This window comes from Proteus vulgaris (genome assembly GCF_016239305.1).
Lineage (GTDB): Bacteria > Pseudomonadota > Gammaproteobacteria > Enterobacterales > Enterobacteriaceae > Proteus > Proteus vulgaris_C.
The window spans coordinates 67325-83186 of record NZ_JAEHOQ010000023.1; the positions used below are offsets into that span (position 1 = coordinate 67325).

Genomic DNA, 15862 nt, shown 5'->3' on the forward strand with positions numbered 1-15862 from the left:
CAAAAGATCACAGCCTGTTTTATTTTTAGTATTCCCTGCCAAATTTCCTATTCAAGCTAAATCAAATAATTGTCTAATATTCATCTCATACATTATAATTTTACTATTAGAGTAATATTTTTCGCTTTACCCTGTATGGAGTTTGCATGAATAATAATAAAGAAAACATGGCGTTATTAACCCAAAAACTTGCCATGCAAATTGCAAAATGGACTCACAATACGCATTATCTTGACACCCAAATCCCAGGATTAGCATTAACGCACTGGACTTTCCCTACACCGATTACCAGTCATACACATAAGTCAGGTATATGCTTAATTGCTCAAGGTGAAAAAAGAGTAATTTTAGGGGAAGAAAGTTTTATTTATGATGCCAACCATTTTTTAATTTCTTCCATCGAGCTTCCTGTTATGGCCAATATTATGAAGGCCAGTGAGGATAAACCTTTTTTAGGGCTTGTAATGGAGTTAGATCTACAAGAAATATCTCAACTGATCGTCGATAGCGAATTAATATTTAATTTAAATTCAAGCGCTCAAAAAGGGATTGCGATTGGTGAATTATCAGAACCTTTATTAAATGCATTTATTCGCTTACTCGATCTTCTTAATACCCCTGATAGCATTAAAATTCTTGCCCCAGGTATAAAACGTGAGATTTTTTATCGCTTGCTGATCACTGAGCAAGGTGAGCGTTTAAATCAAATCGTTACAGCGGGTAGCCATAGCCATCAAATATCAAAAGCGGTTGATTGGTTAAAAAATAACTTTATAAAACCAATTAATATCAATGAATTAGCCTCATACACAGGAATGAGTAAATCTGCTTTTTATACGCATTTTCGGACAATAACATCAATGACACCACTCCAATTTCAGAAAAAACTTCGCCTCAACGAGGCTCGACGATTAATGTTAACTGAAAACTTAGGTGCAATAACAACAACATTTCGTGTTGGCTATGAAAGCCCTTCTCAATTCAGTCGTGAATATAGTCGATTATTTGGAGCGCCTCCTGCAACTGATATAAAAATGCTCAAAGAATCTAATAATGTTTGAATACAAACACTTTTTATAAGCTAAATCGCTTTATCTTTATTGCCTACTTATATTATTTATTATCATTTTTTTAGTTTTTTGGAAAATTAGGCAAGAGACTAAGAAGATCGGACATTCATATCTAAATACGAAAGCGATAGCATCTATATCAACAAAATAGAGATCATATCTCTCGATGTTGAAAAATAAACTATGCTTCAATGAGATAGCTATCAACTTAATATTGCAATAGGATATCAAAATGCAACTCGATTTCTCTTACTACAATCCGACAACTATTCATTTTGGTAAGAACTCTCTTGCTAAATTAAATGATGAATTATCACATTATGGCGAAACTATCATGCTGATGTATGGCCGTAATGCTATCAAATCTAATGGCCTTTATGATGAAGTCATGGCAATACTCAAGCATGCAGGAAAAAAAGTGATTGAGTTATCTGGAGTTATGCCCAATCCAACCTATGCGAAAATGATGGAAGGCGCTCAATTAGTGCGTGAATATAATGTCAGCTTAATTTTAGCTGTCGGTGGAGGTTCCGTTATTGATTGTGCCAAAGGTATCTCTGTTTCAGCTTATTGTGAAAATGAAGATCCTTTCCAAAAGTATTGGGTTGAATATCAAGAAATTGAAAATAAAATTGTTCCTGTTGCGTCAATTCTTACCATGGTAGGAACAGGTTCTGAAATGAATGGCGGTTCAGTCATTACGCATGAAAAAACAAAATATAAAATTGGCCGTGTCTTTCCTGCCAATGTATTTCCTAAATTTTCAATTTTAGATCCAGAATACACCTTTACGGTTTCTCAATATCAGATGGTAAGTGGTGTATATGACACGATGTCTCATTTGATGGAGCAATACTTTTCTGATCAAGGCGCAAATACAACCGATTATTTAATTGAGGCTTTATTAAAATCTTCTATTGATAATTTACGTATCGCACTTAAAAATCCAACTGATTATGAAGCAAGAAGTAACCTGATGTGGAATGCAACTCTAGCATTAAACACGTTGACAGGACTATCAAAAACACAAGATTGGCAAGTTCATATGATTGAACATCAATTAGGAGCTTATACCGATTGTGCCCATGGAATGGGTCTTGCTGCAATCTCTCTGCCTTATTATCGTTTTATCTATAAATTTGGCCTTGATAAATTCGTACGCTTTGCCACTCAGGTGTGGGAAGTTTCTACAGAAGGTAAAACTCATGAGCAAATTGCACTTGAAGGTATTGATGCACTTGAACGTTTCACAAAAGAATGCGGTATTGTCACTTCATTAGAAGCACTAGGTGCTACAAAAGACATGCTACCAAGTATTGCTCAATCCACAACAATTATTGGCAAAGGTTATAAAAAGCTAACAACTAAAGATGTGCTTACTATCTTAGAAGAGAGTTTTTAATGCAATTTGAATAGGCAAAAAAAACGGACCTCAATGAGGTCCGTTTTTTATATGGTGCCCAGGGCGGGACTTGAACCCGCACAGCCTTACAGCCGAGGGATTTTAAATCCCTTGTGTCTACCGATTTCACCACCTGGGCTAAATTGTATTTACTCGTTACCGATAATATTGTTAATAAAACAAGGCAACAAATAAATTTAAAGCATTTACATCTAAAATAACCAACTTAATGTTTTGTTCTTCTTTCACTAATTAAGAGTAGTGGAAGAAAAAACGGACCTAAATTAAGGTCCGCATTTTATATGGTGCCCAGGGCGGGACTTGAACCCGCACAGCCTTACAGCCGAGGGATTTTAAATCCCTTGTGTCTACCGATTTCACCACCTGGGCTAAATTCTGTGGTGCGCCCGTAAATTCTTATAATCAAGATAAATACTGGTATGGACGACTTAACTACTACAATGCCATTCACAATGGACTTTTTTTTTGCACCAAACTCTTTATCTAAAAGAGATGGTGCCCAGGGCGGGACTTGAACCCGCACAGCCTTACAGCCGAGGGATTTTAAATCCCTTGTGTCTACCGATTTCACCACCTGGGCATTAATGGAGGCGCGTCCCGGAATCGAACCGAGGTACACGGATTTGCAATCCGCTGCATGACCACTCTGCCAACGCGCCTCAACTGCTCAATCTCATGAGAGATTGGAGCGGGAAACGAGACTCGAACTCGCGACCCCAACCTTGGCAAGGTTGTGCTCTACCAACTGAGCTATTCCCGCTTTACCGAACTTGCTGATTTACTTATTTATTTCTGTAAACCGTTGTGCCTTTCGATGCGTTGCATTCTACTGATTTCCTGAATCTAGTCAACACTATATTTGCATCTTTTTGACTGTTCGGTGAATTTTCAGTCATTTCGATCAAGCTTCACGCAAATCTGACCATGCAGCGCTCAAATATTGAAACATTGACCAAAAAGTCAACACAGTTGCGACATACAATAATGCAAATCCAAACCATTCCGCTTCAACCGTAGGACGCCATAATAACACAACTAACGATCCCATTTGTGCGGTTGTCTTCACTTTTCCAATCCAAGAAACAGCAACACTGTTGCGTTTTCCTAATTCTGCCATCCATTCTCTTAATGAAGAGATAATTATTTCACGAGCGATCATGGTTGCTGCCGGTAAAGTTATCCACCACTCATGATAATACTCTGTAATTAAAACAAGTGCGGTTGCAACCATTACTTTATCTGCCACTGGGTCAAGGAAAGCCCCAAAGCGAGTAGTTTGTTTCAATCTACGTGCTAAAAACCCATCAAACCAATCAGTTGCAGCTGCTACCATAAAAATAATAGCACATACTAATGGGGCATCTTTGAATGGTAAATAGAACACCAAAACAAAGAATGGGATCAAAGCGACACGAAATAGAGTTAGCCAAGTTGGGATATTTAGTTGCATAGCGTTCTACACGACCTAGAAAAGTGAGAGTTATTAATATGGTGCATCAATACACTTAGTGTTTCAACGCATTAAATATTTTTTCTGCTAATGCTGTCGAAATTGTGGGGACTTTCGCAATTTCTTCCACACTTGCATCTCGTAAAGCTTGTAGCCCCCCCATATATTTCAATAACATTTGACGACGTTTAGGCCCCACACCTTCAATAGACTCTAATGAGCTGGTATTTTTCACTTTCGCTCTACGTTGACGGTGCCCAGTTATTGCATGACGATGCGATTCATCACGTATATGTTGAATCAAATGCAACGCGGGTGAATCAGAAGGTAATGCCATTCCTTCACCTTCAGGGACAAAAAACAAGGTTTCAAGCCCTGCTTTACGATCACTCCCTTTTGCAACACCAATTAATTTAGGGTGCGACTTATCCCAATCAACATCCAGAGAATTAAATACCTCTATTGCTTGTGCTAATTGCCCTTTACCACCATCAATAAAAATAATATCAGGAACTTTATTTTCTTCTAATGATTTACCATAACGTCGAGTGAGTACTTGATTCATCGCCGCATAATCATCACCAGGAGTAATGCCACTAATATTATAACGCCTATATTCCGATTTTAATGGGCCATTCATGTCAAATACTACACATGAAGCCACAGTTTGTTCCCCCATGGTGTGACTAATATCAAAACATTCCATTCGTTTTATCTCTTTCATATCAAGAAGAGACATCAGTGAGGCATAACGTTGTGAAATTGTCGATTGTTCGACTTGTTTTGAAGCCAATGCGGTTGCTGCATTTGTTCTAGCTAATTTCAAGTAACGCGCCCTATCACCACGAGGTTTAGTTTGAATTTGAATTTTTCGTCCCGCAATAGACGAGATAGATTCAGAAAGGATCGCTTTATCTTCCAAATTAAAATCGAGCAAAATTTCAGTCGGTAATGTTCTAATTGCACTTCCTTGCAAATAAAATTGACCAATAAAAGTTTGAACTACTTCATCAAGTGAAGTATTTGCTGGAATTTTAGGAAAATAACTTCGGCTTCCTAATACTTTACCTTGTCGGAAAAAGAGAACATACACACAAGCAATCGCGCCATTAAAAGCAACACTAATCACATCAAGATCATCACCAATATTGGCAACAAATTGTTTTTCCGTTACTTGTCTCACGGCTTGAATTTGATCACGAATACGTGCAGCTTCTTCAAAGCGTAAATCTTGGCTTGCTTCTTCCATTCGTGTCACGAGGCCTTCAATAACTTGTGTATCATCACCAGAAAGGAAAAGCCGTACATAATTAACTTGTTGAGCATATTCTTCGTCTGAAACATAACCTTTCACACAAGGTGCCAGACAGCGACCAATTTGATACTGCAAACAAGGCCTTGAACGATTGCGATACACACTGTCTTCACATTGACGAATAGGAAATAATTTTTGCATCAATGCCAAGGTTTCTCTTACTGCAAAAGAGTTAGGAAAAGGCCCAAAATATTCTCCTTTTGCATGCTTTGCACCGCGGTAGCTAGCTAGTCTTGGGTGTTTATCCCCACTTAAATAAATATAAGGATAAGATTTATCATCTCGTAATAACACATTATAACGAGGTTGATAGCGCTGAATGTAACTATGCTCTAGCAACAATGCTTCCGTTTCTGTATGTGTAATAGTCACATCAATATTTGCAATACACTTAACCAATGCCTCGGTTTTACGGCTATTTACTTGCACACGAAAATAACTCGAAAGCCTTTTTTTCAGATCTTTGGCTTTACCGACATAAATTACAGTATCTGTTGCATCGTACATTCGATAAACACCTGGTTTATCAGTGACTCGGCTTAAGAATGCTTTGGCGTCAAATTTGTCTTCCACTTTGTAAATGACTCTCTATCTCAATTAACCCATAACGTATTGCTATATGAGTTAATTCTACATCACCTGAGATTTTAAGTTTACTAAACATTCGATAACGGTAACTATTTACTGTTTTTGTATTGAGATTTAACTCATCTGCAATTTGTGTGATTTTTTTTCCTCTAATTATCATAGACATCACTTGCAGTTCTCTTTCAGATAAATGATGTAATGGATTCAAATCTTTTTGTAATTTTGCCAGTGCAATATCCATAGCAAGTTCTTGGCTTAAATAACGTTGGCCAATACACACTTGTCGAATGGCTTGAAGAATATTTTCACACGAGGCATCTATGACCACAAAACCTTCAATTCCCAATTGAAGAAGCGGTATAGATAAAATGGAATCAGTATTAGGTGAAATAACAATAATTTTAATTGATAAGAATGAACGTTTAATCCTTTTTATTGAATCAATTAATGAAACGGAAGGAGATGAATAAATAATAATAAGATTAACAGAAAACTGACGGCAATAGCGGAATGCTTCTGTTTCATCAGTCATGATTTTTCTAATATTGATTTTTTTGATTTGACTAAGAAGTGTTTTTATTCCCAAGCTAAATAACTCAACCTGACTTATTATTATTGTATTTATCAATAACTTTCCCTTTTTAGATAACGTGTTAAAAAAACTGTATTTATTTAAATCCCAATTATCATATTGCATTACTCATTAACATTCTAGTTTTTTTACCAATGTTATCTTTTTTATTAAATCGATACTATTAATTATTCAGATATAAATAAAGCCCCATATAAATGAGTCTTTATGACAATCAAAAATTCAAATGAAAATAATTAATAAATAGCACCAATTTTATTTATTAAACATATCCATAATATCTTTTTCTGTAAGCATTGATGTTTTCTCTACAAAATTATAATAGTGCGGCTTATTATCTATAAAAATTTGTAAAGTAAGCTTGCTTTCTTTTTTTTCAGAAAATAACCCTGCTGATACATAATAAATATTGGCTTCTTTCAGATGATAAAAAAGATGAGAACCACAGTGCTTACAAAATGCCCTTTCACCCCATAATGACGAATCATAACGTGTGATATTTTCCTCACCTTCAATATTCAAATCTGACTGGCAATCAATTGAAAACCCTGGTCCACCATTCCAACGTAAACACATACTGCAATGGCAAACACTGAGTTCAGTGATATTTTTTAAAGTTGACAATTTAACACCACCACACAAACATTGACCTTGATGCATCGATACTCTCCTCTTAGTTTTTAAATCATGCATAAATTTTTTAAGATTATATGCATGATTTAATTTCCAAAATAAGCACTTTTAAGCGTAGATATTTCCTACACTTTTGCCTTCTGACTTTGCTTTTTAGGCGGTAATGGTGAGAAATAACCGATTAACAAAATCAGTATAGCAACACCAATAAAGGCCAATGCTCTAAGTAATCCACTACTTAATGATGTATCAATTAGGAAGAGTTTAGCGATGACAACAGCTAATAACCCTCCACCAACAAACCAACTTGAACGTGATTTTTTGCGTGTTGCCATCACCATTGTCACTAATGCGGTAATTGCCCAAATAATGGCTAATACTGTTTGGATCACTTTAGAGTTAATGATCTCATACATTGCCCAATCAATATCAGTGGCAAAGACTAATCCTCTTAATAAAATCCCATTAACCCACCAGAAAATCATTGCGGGAATAATATAATTGTATAATGGAAAGTTATTTTGTAATAATTGTTGATATTTAGGGGATTGTTCCATTACTGAAATAAATTTATAGCCCACCCATATCCCCACAATACCCATAAGATCCATCAGATTAAATAGTGGTATAAATTTAATACCACTTTCAGTACCATTATTCATATTTGCAAAAATTAAAGAAAGAGCAAGTAAAGCTAAAACCGGCACTGTTATTACTAAATAAGTATTTAGATACGTTTTAATCCAGTTAACTCTCATGACAAGTATGTTGCTTATTACTATATATAAGCTTATGGAAAAAATAACACTGGCAAAATGTAAGCTTGCATAAAGATAAGTAGTATCCACTAGCCAAATTATTTCAGTGAATAAGAACAAACCAATAAAAACAAGATGCATAACATGAATTAATGCTTTATTTAACCTTTGCATAGGCAATAATGTATTAACCTTAAGTAAATAGAAACCACTCGCAAATATTGCTATCCATATAATGGCACTTAACCAATTATCAATTAATGATCCAGCTAGGAAAATATACACTAACATAATAAGCGCTGACATTGGCCATAATAAAACAGAGCAACTCGCTAATTCAGAGAATTGTGTTTTTTTACCTGTGAAATACATTCCCCAACAACTAATAAGAATAAAAGCAAAAGTAATGGCTTTCGCACTTGGAGAGAACCAATATTCGCCATACTCTTGCAAAGAGAATACGCAATATCCCCAACTCGCTACAGCAATAAATAATGTTACATATCCAATAGTACGGTTATCAATATTAATAAATTTAGCTCGATACCACAGTATCGCCACTGCAAATACAACAATCACTTGTGTTATAAACATGAACCAATCACTTAACGAAATAACACGCATGTTAAATAGTAGAACAAAGGAAACTGCCACTAAAATAGTCCCAGCAATAGCTGGTTTCTTTTGTTGTTGTAAAACAGAAAACGCAAGGATCATAACCCCTTCAATTGCCCATACCATAGATGTCCATTCAGCAGAGAAAGCAAATGGTACAGCTAAAGTAGCAAATGTGGCTGATAGCATAAAGAAAGCAATAGCCAGTAATTTACCCTCTTCGCGATAGCGTTTAAGAACAAACCAACTCAACGCAAAATAGGTTAATCCATAAAGAGATGAAGCAATAGCAACGCCGTATTCCCATTCTGATGCTAATCGGTGTTGGAAGATAAAACCAATCAATGGTGTACCGAATAATAATGTGGCATCAAAAGGAATATTGAGTCTCAGTTTATTTTTTAATGTTGAAAGCTCCGTTGCAACACCAAAAATCAACCAATTTGCAATTAAAAATAACTGGCAAGGTAAATAATCGGCATGAGTATAATTTGGTATTGCCCATATAAAACCGATACCAAAAGTAAAAACAAAACCAATAAGATTTAATAAACGCCAAATTTGCCAATGGCTAATAATAAGAATGCCAATGGAAAGAATAAGATAATAGCTAAACAATGCGATATAATTGCCACTACCCGTAGACAATAAAACAGGCGCTAAATAACCACCTAATGAAGCTAATACCGCTAAACTAATCGCTCGATGAAGAACAGCTAAAATAACACTGACTATACAAATAAACACCATAATGGCTAATGCGATGCCAATAGGAATAAAATCATAAATTTTAGTAGCTGCAAAAATAGTGATATACAGCCCACCAATTCCGCCTCCTTGCAAAATAAGTGCATACATCAAGTTTTTCTTTCTAAGCCACCAGCCGAGACCTAGTAAGACCAAGCATCCTGATCCAGCCATCATTAAACGTGTTGATGCTGAGATAAGCTCATTCTCAATACTGTATTTAAGTAGATAAGATAGACCAAAAAAGAGTAATAACATCCCTATCTTAGCTAACGGATTTCCTGTTACTACCCAATTCCAAATAAGCCCCAAAATCGATTTCTGTTGACGTTTTGGTTGAGGATTTAAAGCAGGTCTATATTGTGATGCAGGTCTGGCTTGAGCTGTTGTTGTACCTAAGTTATCAGTTTGAGATCCAGATTGATTAGTTCTCGCTACATTCACCACATTTTCTGAAAGTGGCGTTGGTATATTTTCAGTTGGTGTGTTTTTTGGCTCGTTCTGATAACGGTGAGCAAAACGGCTCGTCGAAACTTTAGGTTGGTAAGGTTTTGGCTCCTGCAGCTTAGAAGGTGTTGGCTTATTCGTATGTTGATCTTCTACATTAAGTGCTTTGCTAATAGAAGTATCAGCAATCGGTGGCTGTTCTTTAGGAGAAACTTTATCAAATGTCGTTTCTTTTGATACTTGTGCTTGTTGGTAAACAGGCGATTCTTTATTTTCAACCTGATTTTGTATCTCTTCTTTTTCGTTAATGAATGTACTTGTTTTAGGCTTATAACTTGATGAAGTTGATTTTGTCTCCCTTTTTATTTCATGCGATAAATCGCCTATTTCATTTTTATTAGCATCAAGCTCTGCACTCTCATTTACAGAACTATTTTTATTTAATAGCTTAAATAATTTCGCTTGTTGTTCAGTAAGCTTTTCTTCAAGTTGCTTAATTCGAAACAACAATGAGTTGGTGTTTGTATAAGAATGATATTGCCAATACAAAGATACCACGACAAATACCGTAACAATGAGCGTCAAAAAATCGTCCATTAACCTAATCCTTTTGCATAATACACCATGTATTTTTAATCTCTTAACCTTAGTTATACTTTAATTTTCACAGATTTATCTTAGTTTATTCCTAAATAATCAATTTCAAGAACTCTTGATTTAAACCTAGCGCACAATTTCAAAAAAAAGGTATGATCTATCAACTCCCTTAATCTTCCATTTGTATTAAAAAACACATTCATAATATGAAATTAAATGACGAATTAACTAACGCGATTGCTTCTGTAACAGAAGCTGCAGCCATTGCAGCAATGCCTTGGATCGGAAAACAAAATAAAAACGCAGCGGATGATGCCGCTGTAAGTGCCATGAGAGCACGTTTAAATAGCTTAAATATCAATGGTGAAATCGTTATTGGTGAAGGCGAAATAGATGAAGCGCCGATGCTTTATATCGGTGAACAAGTTGGTAATGGCAAGGGTGAAAAAATAGAAATTGCCGTTGATCCTATTGATGGCACTCGCATGGTAGCAACGGGCGAAAACAATTCTCTTGCTATTTTAGCCGCAGGTTTTGAAGGCAGTTTTTTACAAGCTCCCGATATGTATATGGAAAAATTAATTGTCGGTAAGCAAGCTGCTGGCGTTATTGATCTTAACCATTGCCTAGAATATAACCTCGATGCTATTGCACAAACATTAAATAAATCACTTGAGCAACTTACGCTGGCGATTTTAGACAAGCCTCGCCACTACGATATTATTAACGACCTTCGTTCCAAAGGGATCAATGTCATTACGTTACCTGATGGTGATGTTCTTGCTTCCTTATATGCCACAATGCCAAATAATAGTATTGATGTTATGTACGGTATTGGCGGAGCTCCAGAAGGTGTTATTAGTGCCGCGATAGCTAAAGCACTTGGTGGTGATATGCAAGCCCGCCTGATTACACGTGATATCGCAAAAGGAAATACTGCAGAAAATAGAGAGTTTGCTATCAGTGAAATTGCTCGCTGCCATAAAATGGGAACCGATGTAAATATTAAATTATCACTAGACACATTAGTTCGTAATCAAGATGTGATGTTTGCAGCAACCGCTATTACGGCCGGTGATCTTTTATCTGGTGTTAATCAACAATCTCAATATCTTCAAACACATTCTTTAGTGATTAATGGTTCAACACATTCACTACGTTATATTGACAATTATCATTTACGTTAATTTTTTAATTTGTCTCCGATTTCTTGAGACATAAAAAAGCGGCACTCTATTAAAGTGCCGCCAAATATTTCAAGGGATATATTTATTGTTATTTATTTGAACTCAGATTTAAGCCAATAAATTTGCTGGATTATCAACACATAATTTTTTGATAATAGAGTTATCAATACCACGTTGAGCTAATAATGAAAGGAAGACATTCGGAACAAATCCCCAGCCATTTCCGCCATTTTTTGCCCACATTTGTTTTAAAAACACATCATGACTTAATACAATTTGGCTACCATAACCTCTTTCAATTAAGGTTGCGACAGCTTCAACAGTATCCATAACACTTGGCGCAGCGCCCTCTTTAGGGAAAGAGATATCAAGACCAATCATATCAAACTCAAGCCAAACACCACGATCAAGCATTTTGCATTGATAATCAATATCTTTACCCGATGGATCAGAGTGTGCTAATGATATTTTAGCAGGATTGCAGCCCATTTCAGATAACAGAATATCTAAAACTTCATCACCACGACGTTGCCAGCCGGGCATATGAATATTCATAGAAGCATGAGGATTGTTATTTTGGGCAATTGCGGCTGCACGTAAGCTATTTTTCTCACCGTCAGTAAAGAAAGGAGAAACCCCAATTTCACCAATCATTCCTGCACGAATATCTGTACCATCAATGCCTACATTTAATTCGTCATCAATAATCTTTGCCATTGCCTCGATATCATCAGCAAGACGTTGACCTTCAAATTTTTCAATATAAAGCCCTGAGGAAGCAACAACATTGATCCCTGTTATTTCTGCAACTTGTCTTAGCTTTCTAATATCACGCCCAATGGATGAAGATCCTGTTGCATCAACAATCGTTCTGCCACCTAATTCTTTAAAGTTATTTAATTCAAAAATAACATCATCAATTGGCTTTTTATCCATATTGTCGCAACAACAATAAGGATCGTATTTAAGTCCCCATTGAATATCTGCACTGACTTTTTTATCAACTAATACATGTGAGAATTCATAAAAAGGTTCATCAACAACACCAGAGAGATCATTAAACAGGTGTTCATGAGGTAATGTCAGTCCCATATCTTCTTTTTTAACGGGGCCCGTTACAGTTTGAATATAACCTTTCATCATGTTACTCCTATGCTTTCGCTGGCTTAGTGGCTCTGAACTCAGGGATTGTGGTTACAATCGCTCCCACTAACGCAAATAATGTACCGATAATTGTTACTAAATAAACGGTATTGCCTAATGAAGGTAATAACAGATCAATTAAGACGGAACCTAATAACTGACCCGCTGTGGATGCAACACCTAACATCAGCAAGCCTAAACCGCGAACTAAAATAGCCATTAACGCGATAGACATCAGTCCTAAAGGACCGCCTAAATACATCCACCATGTTCCTGGTAATTCAAGTGTAATATGGCCTAATGCCATACGAACAATTAAAGCAATCGTTAAAACAGTAAAGCCAACAATAAAGTTCCAAGTAATAGACACCATCATAGAACCCGTTGCTTCAGCTACTTTAGAGTTACCCGCGGGTTGCCAACCAGCTAATAAACCAGCAAGGAAAGGTAAGATTGCTAAATAAATAAATGAAGTTGAATGCCATTGTGGAGAAACTACAAATAGAGTTGCAACAACGGCCAACACAGCACCTAATACACGATATGGCGTGAAATATTTTTTCTCATCCACACCCACACCAAAACGGTCGCATAATAAGCCGGATAATAACAGTGCTGAAATTAATGCCGTTTGGAATGTAGCAATCCCTAATGCACTTGCCGAAGCTCCTTCAGAGAAAACAACCATCGCGCCACAAAGACCCGCAAACCAGTTCCATAATGGAATTTTGCGTGTTTTAATTAAACTTGGAATTGATGCAAATTGCTGACGGTACTGTTTTTTCGACATTATGATAAAAAACATTACCACTAAACCACTGGCAAAAGAGATAACTGCACTGGCATTACCATCTTTTAAAACATGACCTAACTGCCCATTCACCGCAGATTGCATTGGTGATAGCATACCTGCTAACACAGTTGCTAACATCAGCAAGGGTGTTGATAAATTTTTTGTACTCATAAGATGTTCCTTTTGGATTATTGGCTATGAGTGATTTCTTTTTTTATTTTTCAAGTAATCGGTTTTTTTATTTGCGCAGAGCTGCAACTCTGCGCTTTTTTACTTTTTATAACAGTTATTCTTAATTCAAATTAACGCGCGATTTGTTTAAGAATGTTGACCCACATATCGGCGTAATGTGGCCATGCTAAAAATTCTTTACTCCCCCAGTGCGGCGAACAGTCACTCATAAAGCAACCTGTTTTTCCTTTTTCGAATTGACCAAATACTAGCAATGGATCTTCACCAATATTTAATACAGTTTCTGTGTTTTCTTTAGCCGATACTTTGTTATAACCAAGGAACATCGGCCATTCACCAAAGCCTTTTACTGATGCATGTGTTGCATTCACTGCACTTGCAAATACACCTTCAGGTGCTTCAACACGATCATCACCATCAAGCATTTCAACAGGCAGAACTTCTGCAAGTAATGTATTTTTGTAATTAGCTTTGGCTTCAATACCCATAAATGATAAGTAACCACCAATCATTAATAAGCCACCACCATTCGCTACAAACTCTTTAATTAATCCCAGTGCATTAGGAATAACTTTCATGTTGTAGAATGTGTCGTTTTGCAGAAGGAATGTATTAGCACCAATGTCGCTAATCACAATAACGTCGTATTTAGCTAAAGCTTCTGCCGTTTGTGGAAAAGCGACCTGAACGGTATGAGCAGGCATATAATCGACTTCAACACCTTTCTCTCTTAAGCAACTTAATAAGAACGTTGAACCTTCTTCATATTTGCTGGAAGTGAAACTGTCGTAGCCTTTAGAGTGGATCATATGAATATGCCATGACTCACCAATAAATAAGATTTTCATTTTTATTCCTCTTTCAAAAAAGATTATTTATTCAGGGGATTGGGTGACAATCTGTGAATATGTTGTTTGATTGATGCGATGCATGACATTAATATCTTCAGGCATTTCTGAAGCATTACTCGTCTCAACAGCTAATGATGAAAAAGCTGATGCATAGCGTAACGCATAAGAAAACTGCTTTCCTTTTGCCAATGAGGCAGCGAGCGCGCCATTAAAAGCGTCACCTGCCCCTGCGGTATTCTTTACCACTGCCGGATATGCCGGAGAGTAAATATACTTATATCCGTCATAAGCTAACGAACCTTTACTACCTAGCGTAATAACCACCTTATTTACGCCTTGTTGATAAATAGAAACTGCTGCATTTTTTGCAGATCCTAAGTCAATAACCTCTATTCCAGATAACAAACTCGCTTCCGTTTCATTAGGTGTTAATACATCTATCATAGGAAGTAATTCATTAACTATTTTGTTATAAGGCGCCGGATTAAGAATAATAGGAATATTATTTTCATTTCCGATAGCAATAATTTCTTTTAATGCTTCAATATTCGTTTCTAACTGTAATAAAATAATATCTGCATCAATAATTTTATCTTTCTGTATTTTCACTTCATCTACAGAGATATCCATGTTAGCACCAGAGTAAATAGAAATAATATTCTCTCCACTTTCCTCTGAAACAAAAATAGAGGCTGTACCTGTTTGATAATTTTCAGTTTGATATATCGTTGATGTTTTTATTCTTGATGACGATATAAAATTAACTGCATAATCACTAAATTGGTCAGTTCCTATCTTAGTAATGAAATGCACTTGTGCATCGGCATAGCTTGCTGCCAGTGCTTGGTTACAGCCTTTACCTCCTGGTGAGAAGATAAACTTATTCGATAATAAGGATTCCCCGGCTTCTGGCAATCTAGGCAAATAACTAATCATATCGACATTAAATGAACCCAGTACACACACCTTATTTATTGCTGTTTTATTTGCTAAATCGTTTTTATCAATTTGGTCATTACATTCTAGAAATTGTATAATTTCTTTCTTCGCTACTTTATCTAATGTCTCAAATTCTATAAAAGCGCCACCATGGCATCTTCTTATAATTCCTTTTTCGGCTAATGTATTTAAATCTGATCGAATTGTTTCTTTGGTAACATCAAGTTCTTTCGCCAAAACAGAAACTTTTACAGCACCATTACCTTTGATCAGATTAATTATTTTTTTATGACGTTCTGCTTTCATTTAATGTTACCTCTATGGCAACAACTTTAGTTTATTAGTTGTTATGGGATTGTGATTACAATCATATGTTATTTATTAAAAGCAAAAAAAAACAGAAATACAAAAATAAAAAGCAAAAATAAACAGAAACAAATAACGATAACCGTAAGATTATTTAATAAATAGGCTAACGTCTTATTTCTTTTCAAGAAAAAATAAACTTGAAAAATAATTTAT

12 protein-coding genes and 5 tRNA genes are annotated in these 15862 nt (G+C 35.9%); 3 read left to right on the forward strand and 14 right to left on the reverse strand.

Translation table 11 applies throughout. The annotated features are described in order from the left end of the window. Window positions 1–146: 146 nt before the first annotated feature. Window positions 147–1061, forward strand: a complete 915-nt coding sequence (locus JEP40_RS15615) for an AraC family transcriptional regulator (RefSeq protein ID WP_198624302.1) — start codon at window positions 147–149, stop codon at window positions 1059–1061. Between the two features lie 241 nt (window positions 1062–1302). Then, the gene (locus tag JEP40_RS15620; RefSeq protein WP_198624303.1) at window positions 1303–2472 is read left to right on the forward strand and encodes an iron-containing alcohol dehydrogenase; all 1170 of its coding nucleotides are present in this window, start codon (window positions 1303–1305) and stop codon (window positions 2470–2472) included. Between the two features lie 52 nt (window positions 2473–2524). Here the strand turns inward: JEP40_RS15620 and JEP40_RS15625 are convergent. The 10 genes from JEP40_RS15625 to JEP40_RS15670 form a co-directional block, all read right to left on the reverse strand. After that, window positions 2525–2611, reverse strand: a tRNA-Leu gene (locus JEP40_RS15625). A 164-nt stretch (window positions 2612–2775) separates the two neighbouring features. Next, a tRNA-Leu gene (locus JEP40_RS15630) sits at window positions 2776–2862 on the reverse strand. Window positions 2863–2986: 124 nt separating this feature from the next. Beyond that, window positions 2987–3073 (reverse strand) — tRNA-Leu (locus JEP40_RS15635). A 5-nt stretch (window positions 3074–3078) separates the two neighbouring features. Then, window positions 3079–3152, reverse strand: a tRNA-Cys gene (locus tag JEP40_RS15640). Window positions 3153–3177: 25 nt separating this feature from the next. Continuing rightward, a tRNA-Gly gene (locus JEP40_RS15645) sits at window positions 3178–3253 on the reverse strand. Between the two features lie 141 nt (window positions 3254–3394). Continuing rightward, entirely contained in the window at window positions 3395–3943 is a 549-nt protein-coding gene (pgsA, locus tag JEP40_RS15650) for a CDP-diacylglycerol--glycerol-3-phosphate 3-phosphatidyltransferase (protein WP_072068332.1), read from the reverse strand. A gap of 55 nt (window positions 3944–3998) precedes the next feature. Further along, window positions 3999–5831, reverse strand: a complete 1833-nt coding sequence (gene uvrC, locus JEP40_RS15655; protein ID WP_198624304.1) for an excinuclease ABC subunit UvrC — start codon at window positions 5829–5831, stop codon at window positions 3999–4001. After that, window positions 5815–6543 (reverse strand): LuxR C-terminal-related transcriptional regulator, encoded by a 729-nt coding sequence (locus JEP40_RS15660; RefSeq protein ID WP_232799323.1) that lies wholly within the window; start codon window positions 6541–6543, stop codon window positions 5815–5817. Before JEP40_RS15660 ends, uvrC begins: the two co-directional genes overlap by 17 nt. Before the next feature lie 150 nt (window positions 6544–6693). Then, window positions 6694–7098 (reverse strand): GFA family protein, encoded by a 405-nt coding sequence (locus JEP40_RS15665; RefSeq protein ID WP_198624305.1) that lies wholly within the window; start codon window positions 7096–7098, stop codon window positions 6694–6696. A gap of 98 nt (window positions 7099–7196) precedes the next feature. After that, complete coding sequence (locus JEP40_RS15670; protein ID WP_198624306.1) at window positions 7197–10235, reverse strand: DUF2339 domain-containing protein; 3039 nt, start codon at window positions 10233–10235, stop codon at window positions 7197–7199. A gap of 206 nt (window positions 10236–10441) precedes the next feature. Here JEP40_RS15670 and glpX point away from each other — a divergent pair, with 206 nt between their 5' ends. Then, complete coding sequence (gene glpX, locus JEP40_RS15675; RefSeq protein WP_198624307.1) at window positions 10442–11422, forward strand: class II fructose-bisphosphatase; 981 nt, start codon at window positions 10442–10444, stop codon at window positions 11420–11422. 108 nt (window positions 11423–11530) lie between these two features. Here glpX and JEP40_RS15680 read toward each other — a convergent pair whose 3' ends face one another. From JEP40_RS15680 to JEP40_RS15695, 4 genes are all read right to left on the reverse strand, one after another. Beyond that, window positions 11531–12562: a methylphosphonate esterase gene (locus tag JEP40_RS15680; protein ID WP_109407682.1), complete on the reverse strand. Its 1032-nt coding sequence runs from the start codon at window positions 12560–12562 to the stop codon at window positions 11531–11533. Window positions 12563–12572: 10 nt separating this feature from the next. Then, window positions 12573–13529 carry a DMT family transporter gene (locus JEP40_RS15685; RefSeq protein WP_109407683.1) on the reverse strand — a complete coding sequence of 319 codons (957 nt, stop codon included), beginning with the start codon at window positions 13527–13529 and terminating at the stop codon, window positions 12573–12575. A gap of 131 nt (window positions 13530–13660) precedes the next feature. Then, window positions 13661–14398 (reverse strand): glutamine amidotransferase, encoded by a 738-nt coding sequence (locus JEP40_RS15690; RefSeq protein WP_198624308.1) that lies wholly within the window; start codon window positions 14396–14398, stop codon window positions 13661–13663. 27 nt (window positions 14399–14425) lie between these two features. After that, on the reverse strand, window positions 14426–15646 hold the full coding sequence (locus JEP40_RS15695; protein WP_198624309.1) for a PfkB family carbohydrate kinase: 1221 nt from the start codon (window positions 15644–15646) through the stop codon (window positions 14426–14428). Window positions 15647–15862 lie beyond the last annotated feature (216 nt).